The sequence below is a fragment of the Marinoscillum sp. genome, from assembly GCF_965229915.1.
GTDB lineage: Bacteria > Bacteroidota > Bacteroidia > Cytophagales > Cyclobacteriaceae > Marinoscillum.
On the sequence record NZ_CBDDJZ010000001.1, the window covers coordinates 4,318,492 to 4,338,381 of the forward strand.

The following is a 19,890-nucleotide window of genomic DNA, read 5'->3' on the forward strand; positions in this document are numbered from 1 at the left end:
CAAACTTATGGAATATGAGAAACAATTTATTCTTCCATTAGAAGAGCTGCCATGATAAATGGGCCTACGCCTTTAGGGTCATTGTCGCGAATAATCTCGTTGACATAATAGTCGTAGGTACCGTCTCGATAGGGGTCGCCACCCAACCCTGCAACTCCACATACCTTGATCAGACTGACAGTTCCGTCCTCGTTTTGACGAATGAATTCCTTTAAAATCCCTTGATAACCTGTCTCAGCTACTTTCTGGTAGGAGGGATCGATGTAGCCGTTTTTCAGTGCCTTGGCCAGGAAATACACAAACATGCTGGAGCAAGAAGCTTCCAAATAATTACCATCCTCATTTCCCTTATCCAACACCTGGTACCACACACCGGATTCAGCATCCTGACGTCTTTTGATACCTGCCGCTACTTTTTGTGCGATGTGAATAAGCGTATCTCTTTTAGGATGATCCACTGGAAAATAATCCAGCGCATCCACCACCGCCATAGCTAACCAGCCCATGGCCCGCCCCCAAAACTCTGGGGAAAGGCCCGTTTCCGGGTCGGCCCACTGTTGAGACTTGCTCTCATCCCATCCATGATAGTACAGTTGCTTTTGTGGATTATAAGCGTATTTGTCGATTAGCTCGAACTGTTTGACCACATCATCAAAGAGCTCGGGTTCATCATAAGTAGCCGCATATTGAGCCAGGAATGGACTACCCATATACAAGCCATCAAGCCACATCTGGTGTTCATAGCGTTTCTTGTGCCAAAATCCACCTTCGGACGTTCGTGGATGGTTTATCATTTGCCTTCTTAACGTCTGAATGGCAGAATCATACTTTGGCTTTGGGTCCACTTGATTCAACAGAATGAGGAATTTTCCAGGATTGACCCGGTCAATATTGTAGTCCGTAAGTTTATAGGTTTTGATCTGGCCATCCGCAGTGATCATGGAGTCCATATAGGCTTTCCCATAATCAAGAAATCGTTCCTCACCAGTCTCTTTCCAAACCTTGTAAAACGAGAGGAGGATCAACCCATTGGTGTACTCCCATTTCGGTTTGTCACGAAAATCGAGCAACCTGGGGTCTGGCGTCCTCTTCATCTCAGAATCAGCCATTTGTACATAAATAGGTGCCTCTGAAGCACTTTTTTGTTCTTCTCTCTTTTGTTGGCTACAGCCAGCCAGTATTACTACTGCAATGGTTAAAGTGATGATTTTTCGGATCATGTTGCTATTGGTTTTCATCAGAGCGAAACTCCTCTCTTCCATGGTATGAAGTCGTATTGCTCCAGATCCATGGCCTTGGAGGTTTTTCTGCCACTAGCTATCTCTATGATAAAGTCCAGGATTTCTGCACCCATTTGCTCGATGGATTTTTCTCCCCGGATGACAGCTCCAGTATCGATATCAATGATATCAGGCATCTTTTCGGCAAGTTTACTATTGGAGCTCACTTTCAGAACAGGCGTGACTGGATTGCCTGTTGGTGTACCCAATCCGGTGGTGAATAAGATGATATTCGCACCAGAGCCAGCAAGTCCTGTTGTGGATTCTACATCATTACCCGGTGTACATAATAAGTTCAAGCCCGGTCTATTCGCATATTCGGTATAGTCCAAAACATCAGTTACCGGTGAAGTTCCACCTTTTTTAGCTGCTCCCGCTGATTTCATGGCATCTGTAATCAATCCGTCTTTGATATTACCGGGAGATGGGTTCATATCAAACCCAGAGCCTGCCTCTACAGCGGATTGCTCATAGCGTCGCATGATGTCAACAAACTTCTCGGCTTTTTTGCTGTCTTCCATGCGGTTGATGAGCTCTTGCTCCACACCGCACAGCTCTGGAAACTCTGACAGGATAGCTTTACCGCCCAATGCTACCACCAGATCGCTAGTATATCCGATTGATGGATTGGCCGAAATCCCGGAGAAGCCATCAGAACCTCCACATTCCAGCCCAATGGTCAGCTTGCTGAGCGGTGCAGGCTGGCGTGTTTGCTGATTGGCTTCCACCAGTGCCACAAAGGTTTTAGTGATAGACGCTTTGACCAGATCTTTTTCGGTGCCCATTTCCTGCTGGTCCAGGATGATAACTGGTTTGTCCATGTTCGGATTCACCGAATTCATGGCATCCTTAAACATCTGGATCTGTGCATTTTGACAACCCAAACTCAGTACAGTGGCTCCTGCCACGTTGGGATTGTTGATATAACCGGAGAGCAGTCTACAGAGCACTTCTGCATCCTGTCGGGTACCTCCACATCCACCCTGGTGAGTGAGGAACCTTAAGCCATCTATGTTTTCGAACACACGAGGCTTACTTTTAGTCTCAGTTGCAGACTCTACGGTGAATGACGTGCCATCTTTTAGCTCGCCAGTTTCATACTGAGATACCAGATCATTGACCAGGTGAACATATGGGTCTTCTTTTTCAAAACCCAGAGCTTTGTTAAAGGCCTTTTTGATCGTTTCGATGTTTCTGTTTTCACAGAACACAAGAGGAAACACCAGCCAGTAGTTGGCGGTGCCCACCTGTCCATCTTTGCGATGGTATCCGTCAAAAGTCAACTCTTGCCAGCGACCGATATCTGGAGCTTGCCATTGATAGTCACTGTTTTTATCTGCACTAAATGATTCCGACTTGTGCCCTAGGTTGGCCGTAGTAATGGCCTCTCCAGTGGTTATGCGGCTCTTTGCCTGCCCTACCACCACACCGTACATGTGTACTTCATCGTTTTCTTCAAAGTCCTTTAAGGCAAACTTGTGCTTGGCTGTGATGGAATGCTTGAGTTCAATGGTCCGACCATTTACTTCTACAGTGGTTCCTTCGGGTAAATCTGCAAGAGCCACAGCTAAATCATCACCATCATTTATGGTTATTACTTGTCGCATCATAAGTTAAATGTTGTATATCGCTTCCTTCATGGCGGAGGAAGAGATGGATTCGAAATGTTCGATCACCTGCTCGGTTAATCCCTCAATAGACGTCAGATCCTCACCCCATAATTCAGAGTTGGAGAGTGCCTTTTGTACGAGGGTATCCGTATTTAATACCTTGATGGTGTCGAAGAAGTTTAGAATGTTCTGATCATCCTTCAAGTCAAACTGACCAGAGGTATACAGTTTAAGCAAACAGGCCAGGGAGAAGGTCATTCGTTTGGGAAGTTCACCTGTATGTTTCAGGTAATCTTTAAATGTTGGCAATACTCTCACTTTGAATTTGGATATTGAATTGAGAGAGATGCTGATCAATTCATGCCGGATAAAAGGGTTCTGAAACCTATTGATTACTGCATCGGCAAATTCTTTTGGGTCTTCTCCCGGAATGGAGATGGTTGGAACGATTTCATCATATATCAATTCATTGATCAATTTGCCAGTTTCCGGATCATCGATGGTTTCACTGACGGTTTCTAAACCGTAAAGCAATCCTATCGGTACCATAGAGGTATGTGCACCGTTCAGAATGCGCACCTTTTGAGTCCGATAGGGTGTGATATCTGATACATATTTAACATTTAGACCATGTTGATGCGCAGGGAAAAGCTCTTTCACATAGTCTTCTGCCTGTATCACAAAAAGGTGAAAGGCTTCTGACTTAACCACTAATTTATCTAGCTCACCTATACGGTCCAGTAGTGTTTCAATTTCCTCTTTGGGATAACCCGGTACAATACGGTCTACCAGGGTATTGGCAAACGAACAGGAGTTATCTACCCAGTTTTGAAATGCTCCACCTAATCCCCACAATTGAATATATTGGTTGACACACTGCTTCAGTTTGGTTCCATTTTGTTCAATAAGCTCACATGGAACAACAGCCAGACCTTTGGATTCATCTGCATTAAAATGGTCGAATCGCTGCTTTAGTAGCTGGGTAAGTTTGCCAGGGAAAGATGAGGCTATCTGGCCATCAGTAGGTTGATCCTTTTCGTCAAAGACAATGCCTGCTTCAGTGGTATTGGAGAATACTAGCTGAACTTCCGGAGCCTCTGCTAGCTCAAAATATGAACGTGTGTCTTTGTAAGGGTTAACTGCTTTGGAGATGGAGGTGATCTTTCTGATTTCATCAATTTTCTGACCTCCTTCCAGTCCTTGTCTCACATGATGGTAGTGGCAGTTTTGTTCAGCTAGCATTTGTACCAATCCATTTTCCAGTGGTTGAACAACAGCTACACTTCCATTAAAAGCATTTTTTTCGTTCAGTATATCAATCATCCAGTCCACAAAGGCTCTCAGGAAGTTTCCTTCACCAAATTGAATCACCTTTGTTGGAAACTCTTGCTTTGTCATTTTCATTCATTTTTAGGTACACATTCACGGGGCTGATAGTGAATGTAAACAATTTTGCGTAAACGATTGCGCAATTCTACCGAAAATTTCTGGAATTACTTTTCAAAGCCAAAAATTATACCGCTGCTTTTTTTAAAGGTTGTTTTTGAGAAGACGCCCGGATAATCAACTGCGGTGAGAGGAGCACCTTACGATGCACCGAGTTTTTACCTTCCAGCTGTTCTAAAAAGACCTGTGCTGCGGTAATTCCCATGTCTTTACTTTTCTGATCTACAGAGGTCATGGTGGGCTCCAGGTACTGCGTGAACGGGTCATTACCAAATCCAATCACCCCGACATCTCCAGGTACTGAATAGTTGTTTTCTGTTAGCCATTTGATGGCGCCGAGTGCTGAAAAGTCTGATGACGAAAAGATAGCATCCGGTGGATTCGGAAGCTTCATGAGTTCTTCGGTGACGGCTTTTCCTTGCTCCACATCACTAGGTACTTCGATGATGTATTCTTCAGGTACTGGTAAGTTGTGATCACGCATGGCTGCCTGATAGCCTCTGAAACGCTCTCTGAAAATACTCACTTTTTTATTGCCAGAGAAAAAGGCGATTCGTCTGTAGCCATTGTCAATTAGGTGGTTTACAGAGGAATAGGCGCCTTGAAAGTCATCTATTGCTACGGAGGAGGTATTGAGTGCTTCTGATGTTCTGTCAAAAAGAACAAGGGGCTTTTCCTTGCTCATTACTTTTTTTAGGTGGTCGTATTGGTTGGTTTCTCTGGAGATAGAAATGATAACACCTGCGACCTGAGCTGCCATCAGTGCGTTCACATCATCAATTTCGTTTTCCAGTTTCTCATAGGATTGACAGATGATGACGTTGTACCCGGATTTCTTTACTTCCTCTTCAATGCCGCGGATCACAGAGGAGAAAAATATCCGATCGGCATACGGTACTATGATTCCAATTATTTTTGAATGCCCTCTTCGCAATGAGGCAGCCATGGTATTGGGCTCATAGCCTAGCTTCTGAGCCATCTTGATGACTTTGTTTCGAGTGTCTTCGCTTATTCTCGGGTTATTATTCAATGCCCGAGACACTGTAGAGGCAGTTGTATTCAGTGCTTTGGCGATCTCATGTATGGTGGTTTTTTTACCTTTCAAGCTTCTGTAGTTTGTGCAATAATGGTGAAGATACGAACTAAATTTAGTCCATTTTGCGTAATGGATTGCTCAAATTATGTAGAGAAGTAGGTGACTTGTTCTGATTCATTCGCAATAGATGCGCCTATATTAGTCAATAATTTGTGAAAAAAGCAAATTCCTGTCATTCCTTTTGATATTTAAATAAGTGTAAACGATTGCGCATTTGTTATGAAACCACTAAATTCCCAAGGAAATTGATATGTTTCCATTCACTAACCCTTGAAACCATGAAACGCGAACTACTTCCCATCTACTTTCTAATCGTCTGTGCGGTTGCCTGCACCTCAGATAGAAGTCAGACCATGACTGTCACCAATTTATCTGATATACCTAGACACGAAGTGGTTGAACTGGATTGGGAGACACCAGTGAGCGATAACCTTACGGTTTCACTTGAAGGCGAACCGTTACCATCAGAATGGGTAGATATCGATAAGGATGGTAAAGCAGAAAGGCTACGTGTTTTAGTGAGTTTAAATGCCAACGAGGCAAAAGAACTTTTGATTGGTATTAACGAGAAACAAGTGAAAGATAAGCTGACACAGGCGGAATTATCCATAAAGGTAGGAGGGCAATGGACCAACAAAGAATATGAAGGTGGTGAATTTAAAAATGTGGACTATTTGAGAGTGCCTGAGCAGCACACTGATCATACCTATTACATTCGTTATGAAGGACCCGGCTGGGAATCGGATAAAATGGCCTATCGGTTTTACCTGGATTGGCGAAATGGAATGGATGTTTTTGGGAAATTAACACCAGAGCCGGTGCTTCAGCAAGTTGGTCAGGATGGTTTTGACTCTTACCACGAGTTAGGTGACTGGGGAATGGACTTGCTCAAAGTAGGTAGCACACTCGGCGTTGGTTCTATTGGGAGATATGCCAATGATACGCTTTACAGATTCAAGCAGACTGATTCTGTGACGTGTGCCATTACAGAAAATGGATTATTAAAATCGGAGATTACTACTAGATACTATGGATGGAGTGATGGTGGTACTCCTACAGACCTTGCCTCAGTCATTGGTATAGAAGCAGGTTCCGCGCTTACGTCTCACAAGCTCACGTTTAGCAATCCAATCGATAACTTTTGTACGGGTATAGTAGCCAATAAAGGTGAGGACTATATAGATGAGGTGGTGGGTGACTATCGAATACTGGCTAGCTTTGGCAATTTTAGTTTGAACAATGACAACATGGGCCTTGCGGTAATCCTCGAGAATAATTCTTTAAAGGATGTCAAAGACGGAGCGGGTAGTCATGTGGCACTATTCCGGCCAGATAAAGAGGTGGTTTATCACTTCATGGCTGTTTGGGAAAAAGGTACCAGCGCGATCAAGTCAATGGATGAATTCATGGTTCTATTGAGAGCGGAAGCCAATAAGTTGAATCAACCACTAGAGGTAACAGTATCAAATTAATCAGGGATCCAGTTTCCAAAAATGTTGCTTAGTGTATAGCTGGCTGCTTCCTTTTTGGTCAAGGTACGAGACCATTTGACCCGATCCGAATCTTTCGCTCCCGGACCTTTGGAGCCGTACTCTATGTAAGTTACAGTAGCTTCTTTTTCGACGGACCCCCAGTTATCCCAACCTGCCGGAGCAATATGGTCATCCAGATAGCAATTGATAAAGGCTGTTTTAGCGTAACTGCGCCAGGGCCGTCCAAGGTACACTTGATCGACCATATTCGGTTGAAACTCTAACTTTATGATATCACAATTCATGAACACCAGGCCAAATGGGCTGGTTTTTGGAGTGCTTGCTGCGGTCACATATGAATTGGACTTGGAGACAATGATGCATGAATCGAAAACGGCTGTAGCCGCTCCGAAAATAAAATCAGTAGTGCCTGATATGCTACATCCTTTAAAATACTGTCTGAGCCCTTCACCGGCTACATACAGTGTGTCTTGATTACCATGAATTTGACAGTTAAGTACCTTGATTCGATCTCCGGTCAGATGCAATGCTACCGCCTGACCCACCGGGCCAGCATCATTGGTGATGGTTAGGTTTTTGAGTGTCACATCATTGGCTTCCACCTTTAAGGTATAGGTGTGAAAGGTACTGTTCCTACCCAGGTTAATTTGACTGAAGTGATCATCCCAGATGATTTTAGTCCCAAGCTTGCTTTCGCCAATCAATGAAAGACGATTATTCCAGGCATAAATAGTGACTTTTTCTCGATAGGTGCCGTTTTTGATATAGATGGTGATGTCCTTTTCGGGAAAGGCTTTAGTGGCATTGATCGCCTCTTGTATGGAGGTAAAGTCTCCATGTCCTGATTGGTCCACAGTAATCTGTGTGGCATACTGAGCGGATAAACTACTACTACATATTATGGTTAGAATTATGAGTGCGTGCTTTTTCATTTAGCTAAATTATCTACAGTAAACCAATCGTATAATGCATAGCCACTCGTTCCGGTTTCTTTATCCTTGAGGGCATACAACCCACTTTTAGCACCAACCCACTTACCTTCTCGAGCTACAAATTCCTTTCCGATTTTGGTGAATTTTTGACCATCCAGGCTGTAATGGAAGGTAGTCATGCCTCCCTCTCTGGTTTCTGATCGAAGGTACACAGTGGGTGAGGTCAAACTCATCGATTTATTAACCGCTTCAGGCAGATTCTTATCTGCATTCGAGCTAACACGCTGCTCTAGATAATATCCTTTAGTGGATTTTTTCACCACTAGAGAGGCGTAATCTCTACCAAAAATGATTAGTCCAGTTTCTTCACCGGCTTTAAGATTGAAAGCATCTAGTTTCACCGTGTTACGAAAAGCGGGTGCCGGGAATTTCTGTAAAATCAAATTAGGCTGCATCCAGAGGTTAGTGGCTTGATCTGGAGCAGACTTGGCGTTTAGTCTTAAAAATCCATTGTTCGATTTCAGGTCATACCAGCCCGGCTGTGGATTGGCATTCCACTGCCATTGAAGTCCCAGGTTTGGTTCGTTAAATTCGTCAGTTTCCACCGGGTTGGTGGTTTTGGATTTTGGCAGGCCGGGTTTTTGATAAGTAATGACTGGTTCTCCTGTGCCATCTCCATCCGGATCTCTACCCATGACAGGCCAATTGTCAATCCACTTAACAGGCTCCAGGTGGACCACTCTTCCATAGGCCTCTTTATCTTGAAAATGCACAAACCAGGTTTCACCATTATCTAGCTCCACCATGCCGCCTTGATGTGGACCATTGATGTCCGTATTGCCCTGCGCCAGTACGATCTTTTCTTCATATGGACCATAAACATCTCTAGATCGCAGGATCAGTTGCCATCCCGTAGGCACACCACCTGCCGGAGCGAATATGTAATAGTATCCGTTGCGTTTATAAAATTTAGGTCCCTCTATGGTTTCATGATTGGCATGCCCGTCAAACACAATGACTCCTTTATCCAATATCTCATCACCTTCGGGAGTGAGCTCCACCACCTGCAGGGTGCTCTTAATCCCAGCTCTGCTGTGTGCAAAGGCATGTACCATGTACACCTTACCATCATCATCCCACAACGGGCTCGGATCAATATTGCCATAAGCTTTCTTGACCAGTACTGGAACAGACCATTCACCTGCAGGGTCTTGTGTTTTCACCATGTATATGCCTCTGTCAGGATCTCCCCAATAGATATAGAATGTGCCCTCGTGATATCTAAGACAGGGGGCCCAAACACCATTGCCGTGCTGAGGTGTGTCATAATAGCTGCCAGGGAATGAAGGCACAGCGTAGTTGATGATTTCCCAATTCACCAGATCTGTGGAGTGTAGAATCGGTAATCCAGGTACAGAGTTAAAAGATGAAGAAGTCATGTAGAAATCATCACCTGATCTGCAAATGTCTGGATCAGAGTAATCAGCATGAATGATCGGATTGGTATAAGTGCCGTCACCATTGTCTGGAGACCAGACAGCAGAAGTTTGGCCGGATAGGGTTAATCCTGTGGCCACCAAAGCTATCATAAAGGAATATCTAGTTGTCTTCATTTAGGAGTTACTTGCATGAAAGGAATATTGTGCAAAGGATAGCACAAAATCAAAGATTATAAAAGAAGAATTGGCTAAAACGTGTCTAACTCCTGGTCTCAAAACTGATCATTCAGCAGGAAAAGACAGTCGAGGGTGTCATGCTCTGTCCTGTAATAGAAAAAAAATGATTGCAACGTTTCGTTTGAATTGCGTTGTCTGTTTTAATTGATTTCATAAATGATTGATAAAATTACAATGAAATCGATTGTATGATGATGATTAGCTAATTTATTAATAGCCGAAATAAGATTTCATTGCATAATTTGTAATTGAATTATTCGGATTTATCAGGATAATTGATTTGTTTAGAGAAACTTTTTTGACATAAAATGATGAAGACTATGATGAACTTTGACCCTTCGAAACAAAAAAATGGACTTACCGAGAGTGAGGAGAGCATTTTTTATGTAGCAGAGTGCAATCGATTACACATAAACTGTGCTTCGAGTCAAATCTCATTGACTTATAATTAAGATCGACTAACCTATAACAAGATGAATTATGTGTACTAAAATCAGTATTCGCGAATTATGGTTGCAGGGGCTATTTGCTGTAGTAATGGGTCTTGTCACTATAACCAGCGCCATGGCACAAAGTGCTGTGACCGGGACTGTCACTGATAAAGCAACCGGAGAAGGTTTACCCGGGGTGAGCGTAGTAGTGGCAGGAACTTCAGAGGGTACCATTACCGATATAGACGGTTCCTACCGGGTGAATGTCCCGGATGGTGCGAGTTTAATATTCAGTTTCGTTGGCTATGCTACCCAAACCATACCAGTGGCTGGTAAGTCAACCATCAACGTTCCAATGGAGGTAGATGTTCAGGCTCTAGATGAGGTAGTGGTGGTAGGGTATGGTACCCAAAAGAAATCCAACCTAACAGGATCAGTGGTTTCCGTAACTGGAGACGCACTGAAGAAAGTGCCTGTATCTACCGTAGCAGAGTCACTAACTGGCCGATTGGCTGGTGTTCAGATCACCACTACAGAAGGTTCTCCCGATGCAGAGGTGAGAATAAGAGTACGAGGGGGAGCTTCATTGACACAGAGTAGCTCACCGCTATTCATTGTGGACGGATTTCCAGTCAATACCATTTCCGACCTGTCACCTTCAGATATTAAATCAATTGATGTATTGAAAGATGCCTCTTCTACTGCCATCTATGGTTCCAGAGGGGCTAATGGAGTCGTGATCATAACCACCAAGAGTGGATCAGAAGGAAAGGTTTCGGTTAATTACAATTCCTTTTTCGCTGTAAAGAAAATTGCTAAAACGCTAGATGTACTCGATCCACAGGATTACGTGAGATGGCAATACGAATATGCCGTTTTAGACTCGGATGGAGAAAATGAAGATGGTACTCCAGATTTGTCGTCTTATGAAGACTATTTCGGATTATTCAGTGACATAGACCTTTATGCAGGACAGCCAGCCAATGACTGGCAGAGACAAATCTATGGTCGTACAGGTACCTCATTTAGCAATGACCTGAGTATTCGTGGAGGTAGTGAGAAATTCAACTATTCTGCCAACTTCGCCAGGTTTGACGATAAGGCAATCATGATTGGTTCCAATTATGTGAGAAACAACATTACCTTAAAGTTTAATAACAAGCCGAATGATAAGATAGATCTTAATTTCTCGCTTAGATACTCAGATACAGAGATTAATGGTGGTGGTGCCAACGAGCAAAACGAAGTATCTTCAGCAGATTCCAGGTTGAAGCACGCGGTTGCTTATGCTCCTATTCCTATTTCTGGTGTCAGTTTGTCCACTAATACGGATCAGCAAACCGCAGGTGATTTGGTTAACCCTATCCGTGCTACCTGGGACAATAACCGGTTGCAGAAACGCAAAAACTATAACATCAATGGAAGCTTTGCATGGCAGATCATTGACCCTTTACAGTTTACTACATCCTTTACAGTAGATAATTACTACTACCAGGACAATCGATTCTATGGTGTAACAACCTACAAAGCTCGGGATCGATCTCCTGCATTTCCTAATCAGCCCTCGGCGGTTTTTAGAGATCGAAAAGAGGTGCGACTTAGAAGCACCAACCTGTTGAATTATGACATCCTGGAAACTAGCAATCAGAGTCTGAAACTTATGCTGGGACAGGAAGTACTCTTCAGTCAGTCAGGACAACTGGAATATGAAATTCAAGGCTATCCTGTACTCTTTGGGTCTGATGAAGCTTTTAAACTGACTACCCAGGGAACTTCTATTTATGCGGATAATTTCCAAAATGCAGACGATAAGCTTTTGTCCTTCTTTACGCGGTTGAACTATGATCTGAATGACAAGTACTTATTTTCTGCTGTATACCGGGCTGATGGCTCCAGTAGATTCCTCGGAGACAATGTTTGGGGCTTTTTTCCATCAGTTTCTGCCGGTTGGAAGATCACTGAAGAAAGCTTCATGTCAGGCACTTCCAGTTGGATGAACCTATTGAAGTTACGAGCTAGCTACGGTATAGCAGGTAACAACAACATCCCAACCGCACAAACCGTGCAGGCTTACTTCTCTAGTTCGACCAATTATATCAACAATATAAACAGCTACTGGGCACCTTCTTCCACTTTGGCTAATCCTGATTTGAGATGGGAGACCACCGAAACCAAGAATATCGGTGTGGACTTTGGTCTGATCGAGGGAAGGGTGAATGGTACGGTAGAGCTTTACCAAAACAATACCGGAGACCTGTTGGTACGTTTTCCAATTGGATCTGGGGGTTACGAAGATCAGTATAGAAACATCGGTGAGACCGAAAATAAAGGAGTGGAGCTTTCTTTAGGCTTGATTCCTTTGGATAAGAAAGACTATGGAGTGAATGTGAATTTCAATATTGCGTTCAATCAAAACACGATCAAGTCTCTTGGTAGCCTGGATATGATAGAAGGACAATCTGTTACCACTAACTGGGCTTCTACCCAGATTCCAAGTGATTATGTAGCTCGCGTAGGAGATCCTGTAGGTCTGATGTATGGATATGTGTCTGATGGTCGCTACGAAGTAGATGATTTTGAGCGATATGATGCCGCCTCAGGCGAGTGGATCCTCAAAGAAGGAGTGGTTACTTCTGAGGGTATTTTAACTCCTAGACCCGGTATGATGAAGCTGAGAGATCTCGACGGAAATGACACCATCAGTCTGGAAGATCGAAAAGTGATTGGTAATGCGAATCCGGTTCATACTGGAGGTTTCGTGATTAACGGATATGCCTATGGGTTTGACCTGACAGCTGCCTTTAACTGGAGCTATGGCAATGACATTTACAATGCGAACAAGATCGAGTTTACTTCCGCCAATCAAAACAACCAGTACCGTAACCTGATCGATATTCAAGAAGGTGGTGAGCGATGGACCAATATCGATTGGAACACTGGTAGGTTGATCACGGACCCAGCTCAGTTGGCAGCAGTAAATGCCAATACCACCATGTGGAGTCCATTTATGGATCGCTACGTATTTAGCGACTGGGCAGTAGAGGATGGGTCATTCCTTAGACTCAATACGTTGACTTTGGGCTACAGTCTACCGAAGAATTTGGTGGAGCGGGCACGAATCGAGAATCTAAGATTCTATGTGACAGGGTATAACCTGTTTATTCTTACAGACTACTCTGGTTATGATCCGGAGGTTTCTACTAGAAGACGTACTCCATTGACTCCCGGAGTTGATTATTCTGCCTACCCGAGAAGTAGACAGTTTACCGTGGGTATGAATCTTACTTTTTAATCCAAACTGATCGAACAAAATGAAAAAGATATTTAACATAGCTTTAGCGGGAGTTTTAGTGCTCCTAAGTGCTTCATCCTGTGAGGATTACCTGGAGGCTCCAGCCAAGTCTACTCTGGATGAATCCAAGATATTTTCGGTCTATGCTCTTGCCAAGGGTGCCGTAGACGGAATCAAAGAACCAATGGGCCAGACGAATTCATACCGTGGACGATTCTTACCCTGGTATGGAATGAATACGGATATCGAGTGGAATAATAACTCCAACAATGCCGATGATAATTACGACTTGGTGAAATACAACGCCAAGCCCAACAACGACCAAATGAACACCACCAACAATGCGTATGCCATGATGTATACTGGTATTGAGCGTGCCAACCTGTGTATCAGAGGTCTGAGAAACTTCGGAGACATTGAAAACAACGAGGACATGGCTTATCTATTGGGAGAAGCCCTCACCCTTCGAGCTGTTTACTATGCTGATTTGATCAAATCCTGGGGAGATGTGCCGGCTAGATTTGAGCCTACCACTCCAGAGACCATTTATTTACCAAGATCTAGTCGTGACGACATCTATAAACAGCTATTGGCAGATTTGGATGAAGCAGCCAATTACGTCCCGTGGCCAAATGAAAGTGCTTTAACAACGACAGTTGAGCAGGTTAATAAAGCCTTTGTAAAAGGTTTGAGAGCGAGACTTGCATTGGCTGCCGGAGGTTTTTCACAATATGCCGATGGAGTACGCTTGAGTGATGATCCAGATTTGGCAAGAGCCGACATGTACGCAATAGCCTTGCAGGAATGTAAAGATGTAATTGCAAGCGGATCTGCTCGTTTGGAGTCCTCTTTCGAAGATCTGTGGAGGAAGTTTAATCGGGATGAGGTGGCTGCCGGAGGAGAGTCGCTTTGGGAAATTCCTTTCGCATCTGGTAGAGGACGTTGGTTATTCACTTTTGCCGTGCGCCATTTGAGCAATGACAAATACACCGGACAGGCGAGAGGTGGACAAGGTGGCCCATTACCATTTGTTTTCTATGACTATGATGCCGCGGATTTGAGAAGAGATGTTACCTGTGTTCCTTATCGATGGAAAGATGTGAGCCCAGCAGAAGACATTGCAGAGCAGGAGCCAACTGGCCTGGATGAGTGGATGTTTGGTAAGTATCGATACGAATGGAAAGACGTACGTGTGACCGCATCCAACGATGACGGAACCAACTTCATGTACATGCGCTATGCTGAGATCCTCTTGATGGCAGCTGAAGCAGCCTACGAACTGGAAGGTGCAGAAGCTGCAAAACCTTACCTGAGACAAATACGTCAACGGGCTTTTGATAATGCGGATTGGCCTACCAAGGTTGATGCCTATCTGAACGGATTATCAGGAGAAGCAGTATTCGATGCGATCGTGGAAGAGCATAAGCTAGAGCTTTGTGGTGAAATGCAACGGAAACAAGCCTTGATCAGATGGAACTTACTGAAAACGAAGCTGGATGAGGCTAAACAGAAAATGTACGACCTCAGAAGTCAGTCTGGTGCTTACAGTAACGTGCCATCTACCCTTTATTATCGATTGGCAGATGACAATGAGACACTCGAATTCTATGGTTTGGAGCGCGGCGAAACTGAGAACAAATCAGGAGAATACAGTGACAACATCGACTGGGCCCTTCCTGATGAGTTGGACGATGAAAAAATCGAAACGCTTTATGTAGGCGATCCGAATCAAAATCAATTCTGGCCAATCTGGCAAGTATTCATTGATGGCAGCAATGGACAGTTAACCAATGAATTACTGAACTAAAAAGAGATGATCATGTATAACAAAATCAAAAAACTCACAGGAATATTGCTATGCGTGCTGTCTTTGGTGCCCGTGGCTTGTGAAGATGACATAGATCCGGTAATAGAGGAGTTATCTACCTCCAGGACTTTTGCTCCGGTAGGACTTGAAGCGCGCGTTCGCAATCAAGTAGATATCGAATTGAGCTGGACTGCAGAGGACGATGTGGATCAATACATTGTCGAGTTCTTTCAGGATAGTTTGCGTTTTTCCGGGGACCCGATAACTACTGCAGTGGTGGATGACTTTGCGGCTGAAGGTACTGTGACGTACACCGAATCTTTTTCGGGAGAGACCGTCTATTCAGCTAGAGTTAGAGCGGTACGCGAGGGTTTGGAAGAGTCCAACTGGGCGACAGTAGCCGTACGTACCGATGCTGAGCAGATTTTTCAGCCGATAATTGGGGAAAACATCCAGGATACCTACGCCACAGTGCAGTGGACTGCAGGTAGCGATGTGACTCACTTGCTGATAGTACCGGGAAATACTTTGGTGCAAATCTCTGACGCACAGAGGTCTGCCGGAGAGGCAACTATTCAGGGTCTTGCTGGCGCCACTGACTACATCGTCACCCTGTACAATGGCACCAAGAAGCGTGGTACGATCTCGTTTTCTACTCTGAAGGAAGCTAATCTTACAGCCAATGATGACTTGAGTGCAGCAATAGATGCAGCTGCTGAAGGCGCCACACTCGTATTGGCAGCAGGCACCTATCAGCTAGGAGGTAAAACGCTCACTAAGTCCATTACGATCGAAGGTCAGAAGTTTTACGATATGCCGGTCATTGTGGGGCAGTTTGCATGTGAGTCTGCGGTGAGCTCTGTGACGTTGCGCTACCTCGATATGCGCGGTGAAGGTGATTATGGTCAAATGTTCAATGCAGCCTCATCCGCATGTAATCTTGGGGCTCTGACCATAGAAGGAAGTGAGATCAGTGGCTATGACAACAACATCATTTATAGCAATAGCGATGGAACCTATGGGGATATTACCATTCTGGATACTTACATCCACGATATTCCTGGTGGCGGTGGTGATGGCTTTGACTTCCGTGGTGGAGCAGTTGGTTCATTGACAGTCGAGAATTCCACTATTGCTAACGGAATCCGGACGTTGTTGAGAATGCAGGTACCTGCAGATGTAGCATTTAAGAACTGTACATTTTACAGAGCATGTATTGCTGATAACAGCAACAACCGCGGATTTTTCAGAATGTCTGGTGGAGGTAATTCATTGGAAGTAAGTAAATGTCTGTTTGTAGAGACAGGTGTGGAAGGCAGTGGAGGCGCTATTTATGGAAACTGGTCTCGTGCAGGCGATATCAGTGAAGAGGTGGCGCTAACCTACAGAGATAATTATTACTTCAATACCATCGGGCTATGGGAGGGTGAATACTTAGATCCTTCTGAAGTGGACGCATCGGAGGCTGATCCCGGTTTAGTAGATCCGGCCAGTGGCGATTTCACCATCACCAATCAAAACCTGATCGATGATGCGGTAGGACCAGCGCGTTGGAGACAATAATGCTCTGCAGCGCGGTGATATTCACTTGACACAAAAAATTGAATGAAATTATGAAACTGTTATCCAATATATTATCCATTTTGATGCTCTGCGCCTTGTTTACAGAGGCCATGGCTCAAGATGATCCAAGCCAGCCAGCTCTTGGCGAATGGACCATTTACAACGCCAACGAACTACCAGATGCTGCAGATCCTGCATGGAGTGCAAGTAACGGATCAGGTACCACCTGGTCCATCGAGTCTGATCCAATAAGGGTAGGGAATAACCTACTAGCACTTGATGGAGCGGATGCCTCCGGAATGTACAAAACGGCCGATTTCGATCCTGTACCCACTGGAGTGACAGTGGTTATGAGGGTTAAGGCCAAAGATCCCTCAGCGGATCGTCTGACGGATATCGATATGCACATCAATGGCTTTAGAGACCAACTCAATATCCGCTCCAATGGAGAGCTGACCTTACAGCGTTCAGGAGCATCCGTTGATCTATCAGGACTGTTGAATGTCTCCAAATGGAATGTCTATCGCATGACGATTGATGCCAGCAGTGGCACAGAAGGAATCGTGCGTATTTATTTGAATGAAAATCCGTACCCAGTGCTGACAGCCACTACCACCACCACTACCGGTTCTAATTATTTCCGTTTTGGAGATGGTAATAGTAGTCCGACCTATTCTGCGTATGTAGATTATGTAGCCTATGATGTGACCGGTGCTTATTCTCCTGCAAGGACTCGTTTGCCAAATGAGGTAACCAAACCACCAGTTGGTGAATGGACTACCTATCAGGCCAATGAACTGCCAGATGCTGCTGATCCTGCCTGGAGTGCCAGCAATGGATCTGGTACTACCTGGGCCATTGAGTCAGACCCTGTGAGAGTAGGTAACAATTTGCTGGCTTTTGATGGAGCAGATGCATCCGGGATGTATAAGACGGCTGATTTCGATCCGGTTCCTGAAGCGGTGACAGTGGTGATGAGAGTGAAGGCGAAAGATCCCACTGCCGACCGATTGACAGATATAGACATGCACATAAACGGTTTTAGAGATCAACTCAATATCCGGTCTACAGGAGAGCTTTCTCTGCAGCGATCCGGTGCTTCAGTAGACTTGTCAGATGCGCTGAATGTCAACCAATGGAATACTTACCGAATGACTATCGATGCAAGTAGTGGTACAGAGGGGATTGTCAAGATCTATCTAAATGAAAATCCATACCCGGTATTAACCGCCACGACTACTACAACCACAGGCTCCAATTATTTTCGATTTGGGGATGGCAACAGCAGCCCTACCTATTCGGCGTATGTAGACTTTATCAGCTATGACGTGACAGGTGCCTATTCGCCTGAGCAGACTCGTCTTTCTAATGATGTAGTGAAACCGCCAGTAGGGGAATGGACCGTTTATAATGCCAATGAACTACCAGATGCTGCTGATCCGGCATGGAGTGCCAGCAATGGTTCGGGTACTACCTGGGCGATTGAGTCAGATCCAGTCGTTGTTGGCAACAATCTTTTAGCTCTAGATGGTGCTGATGCCTCTGGTATGTACAAGACAGCTGATTTTGATCCGGTACCCACTGCAGTGACTGTGGCAATGCGAGTAAAAGCAAAAGACCTGGCTGCAGATCGCTTGACTGATATTGATATGCATATCAATGGCTTTAGGGATCAATTGAACATTCGATCAAATGGTGAGCTGACATTGCAACGATCAGGAGCATCTGTTGATTTGTCTGAGGTGCTAAACGTTTCTCAGTGGAATGTTTTCAGAATGACGGTAGATGCGAGTAGCGGTACAGAAGGCATTGTGAAAATTTATGTTAACGAGAGTCCATTGCCAGTGTTGACTGCTACCACCACAACTACCACGGGTTCCAATTATTATCGCTTTGGAGATGGAAACAGCAGTCCTACGTACTCAGCTTACATTGACTACATCGTACATGATGTGACCGGAGCATACTCTCCAGCACAAACCAGATTGCCTGCATCGTTTACAGGAGATGACGAAGGAGCTGTTCCAACCATAGTGGCACCATCTTCATTGGTGGGCTTTTTACAGCATTTGGGTACACCTACTTCTGCCAGTTCATTCACCATGTCTGGTCAAAATCTAATCGAAGACATTACGATCACGCCTCCATCTGGTTATGAGGTATCAGTGAATAGTAGTACAGGGTTTTCAGCTGATCCGATTGTGATTGCGCAGACCGACGGAAGTGTGCCAGATACAACCATTTACGTGCGTTTGAACGCTACAGCAGTTGGCGAATACAATGCTAATCTTTCGTTGAGTAGTGGAGATGCTGCCAAGGTTTTGGCCTTGGAGGGAATGACAGTGGTTCCTGAAATCTCTGTAACGGGCGAGTTAGCACCGTTCAAAGAAAGTGTGAGTTCGTCTTCGGAAGCTCAGAGCTATACGGTATCAGCAACCTATCTGGTATCGGACCTGGCAGTGACTGCCCCGACTAATTTTGAGGTATCACTAGATGGAAGTGCGTGGGGTAGTTCAGTAAGCTTATCTCCTGATGCTGAAGGTACATTGGAAAATACGTCCGTTCAGGTGAGGCTAAATGCCACCGAAACTGGAGACTACTCAGGAAACATCGTGCATTCAGCTACAGATGCTACATCAGTAAATCTTGCGGTTACAGGAGAAACAATTCCAGATCCGGGGATTTCTGTAACAGGTGAATTGACTTCATTTAGTCAGTCTTTAGGTAGACCATCTGACGCCCAGAGCTATCAAGTATCTGGTTCCAATCTTGCTGGTAACCTGGTGATCAGCGTGCCTGCCAATTATGAGATTTCTTTCAATGAGACCTTGTGGCTGCAGGAACTTTCTTTGGCTCCTTTGGATGGGAATGTGGCTGCAACTACGTTATTCATAAGACTCAACAGTCAAAGTGCAGGTAGCCATAATGGCCAGCTGAATCACAGTAGTGTAGGATTATCAGCTGTTACTTTAGCGGTGTCAGGTTCTACTGGAGGTACAGTTTTGGGAAGTGAGGACTTACAAAAAGGCTTCAAGCTTTGGCCCAACCCAGCTTCTGACAAGATTCTAATCGAGGGTGGAATGCTCGATGGTTTAGTGATTTACTCGATAGATGGTACTAAAGTGTTGGAGCCATCATCGGTCACTAGCGGTCAGCAACTAGAACTTGATATTACCAGTCTGGCGAAAGGAGTTTATGTGCTGGAATACCTCCAGGAAGGTCAGAAATTCTCTCACAAGTTTGTGAAGCAGTAAATCAAAACGA

11 protein-coding genes are annotated in these 19,890 nt (G+C 44.6%); 5 read left to right on the forward strand and 6 right to left on the reverse strand.

What is annotated here, in order from left to right; all coding sequences use genetic code 11:
• Window positions 1–26: 26 nt before the first annotated feature.
• The 4 genes from ACO067_RS18360 to ACO067_RS18375 all read right to left on the reverse strand — a co-directional run bounded on the left by ACO067_RS18360 (window position 27) and on the right by ACO067_RS18375 (window position 5,441).
• Window positions 27–1,220 (reverse strand): glycoside hydrolase family 88/105 protein, encoded by a 1,194-nt coding sequence (locus tag ACO067_RS18360; RefSeq protein WP_421876745.1) that lies wholly within the window; start codon window positions 1,218–1,220, stop codon window positions 27–29.
• A gap of 17 nt (window positions 1,221–1,237) precedes the next feature.
• Window positions 1,238–2,890, reverse strand: coding sequence for a UxaA family hydrolase (locus ACO067_RS18365; protein ID WP_421876748.1), 1,653 nt, complete (start codon window positions 2,888–2,890; stop codon window positions 1,238–1,240).
• A gap of 3 nt (window positions 2,891–2,893) precedes the next feature.
• Entirely contained in the window at window positions 2,894–4,288 is a 1,395-nt protein-coding gene (locus tag ACO067_RS18370; RefSeq protein ID WP_421876750.1) for a tagaturonate reductase, read from the reverse strand.
• 115 nt (window positions 4,289–4,403) lie between these two features.
• Window positions 4,404–5,441, reverse strand: a complete 1,038-nt coding sequence (locus ACO067_RS18375; RefSeq protein WP_421876753.1) for a LacI family DNA-binding transcriptional regulator — start codon at window positions 5,439–5,441, stop codon at window positions 4,404–4,406.
• 269 nt (window positions 5,442–5,710) lie between these two features.
• On the opposite strand from ACO067_RS18375, the gene ACO067_RS18380 reads away from it, so the two are divergent.
• On the forward strand, window positions 5,711–6,904 hold the full coding sequence (locus ACO067_RS18380) for a DUF4861 family protein (protein WP_421876756.1): 1,194 nt from the start codon (window positions 5,711–5,713) through the stop codon (window positions 6,902–6,904).
• Here ACO067_RS18380 and ACO067_RS18385 read toward each other — a convergent pair.
• Together ACO067_RS18385 and ACO067_RS18390 are read right to left on the reverse strand one after the other, a co-directional pair.
• Entirely contained in the window at window positions 6,901–7,857 is a 957-nt protein-coding gene (locus ACO067_RS18385) for a pectinesterase family protein (protein WP_421876759.1), read from the reverse strand. The two genes, ACO067_RS18380 and ACO067_RS18385, sit on opposite strands and share 4 nt — an antisense overlap.
• A complete protein-coding gene (locus tag ACO067_RS18390) occupies window positions 7,854–9,470 on the reverse strand; it encodes a glycoside hydrolase 43 family protein (RefSeq protein WP_421876762.1) in 1,617 nt (538 codons plus the stop codon). The genes ACO067_RS18385 and ACO067_RS18390 overlap by 4 nt, the downstream gene beginning before the upstream one ends.
• Before the next feature lie 543 nt (window positions 9,471–10,013).
• On the opposite strand from ACO067_RS18390, the gene ACO067_RS18395 reads away from it, so the two are divergent.
• Genes ACO067_RS18395 through ACO067_RS18410 form a run of 4 tightly spaced genes read left to right on the forward strand, consistent with a single transcriptional unit; the run spans window position 10,014 to window position 19,880 of the window.
• Window positions 10,014–13,256, forward strand: coding sequence for a SusC/RagA family TonB-linked outer membrane protein (locus tag ACO067_RS18395; protein ID WP_421876765.1), 3,243 nt, complete (start codon window positions 10,014–10,016; stop codon window positions 13,254–13,256).
• A 19-nt stretch (window positions 13,257–13,275) separates the two neighbouring features.
• The gene (locus ACO067_RS18400) at window positions 13,276–15,063 is read left to right on the forward strand and encodes a RagB/SusD family nutrient uptake outer membrane protein (protein WP_421876768.1); all 1,788 of its coding nucleotides are present in this window, start codon (window positions 13,276–13,278) and stop codon (window positions 15,061–15,063) included.
• Window positions 15,064–15,075: 12 nt separating this feature from the next.
• Complete coding sequence (locus ACO067_RS18405) at window positions 15,076–16,626, forward strand: DUF5123 domain-containing protein (protein WP_421876772.1); 1,551 nt, start codon at window positions 15,076–15,078, stop codon at window positions 16,624–16,626.
• 50 nt (window positions 16,627–16,676) lie between these two features.
• The gene (locus ACO067_RS18410) at window positions 16,677–19,880 is read left to right on the forward strand and encodes a T9SS type A sorting domain-containing protein (RefSeq protein ID WP_421876776.1); all 3,204 of its coding nucleotides are present in this window, start codon (window positions 16,677–16,679) and stop codon (window positions 19,878–19,880) included.
• Window positions 19,881–19,890 lie beyond the last annotated feature (10 nt).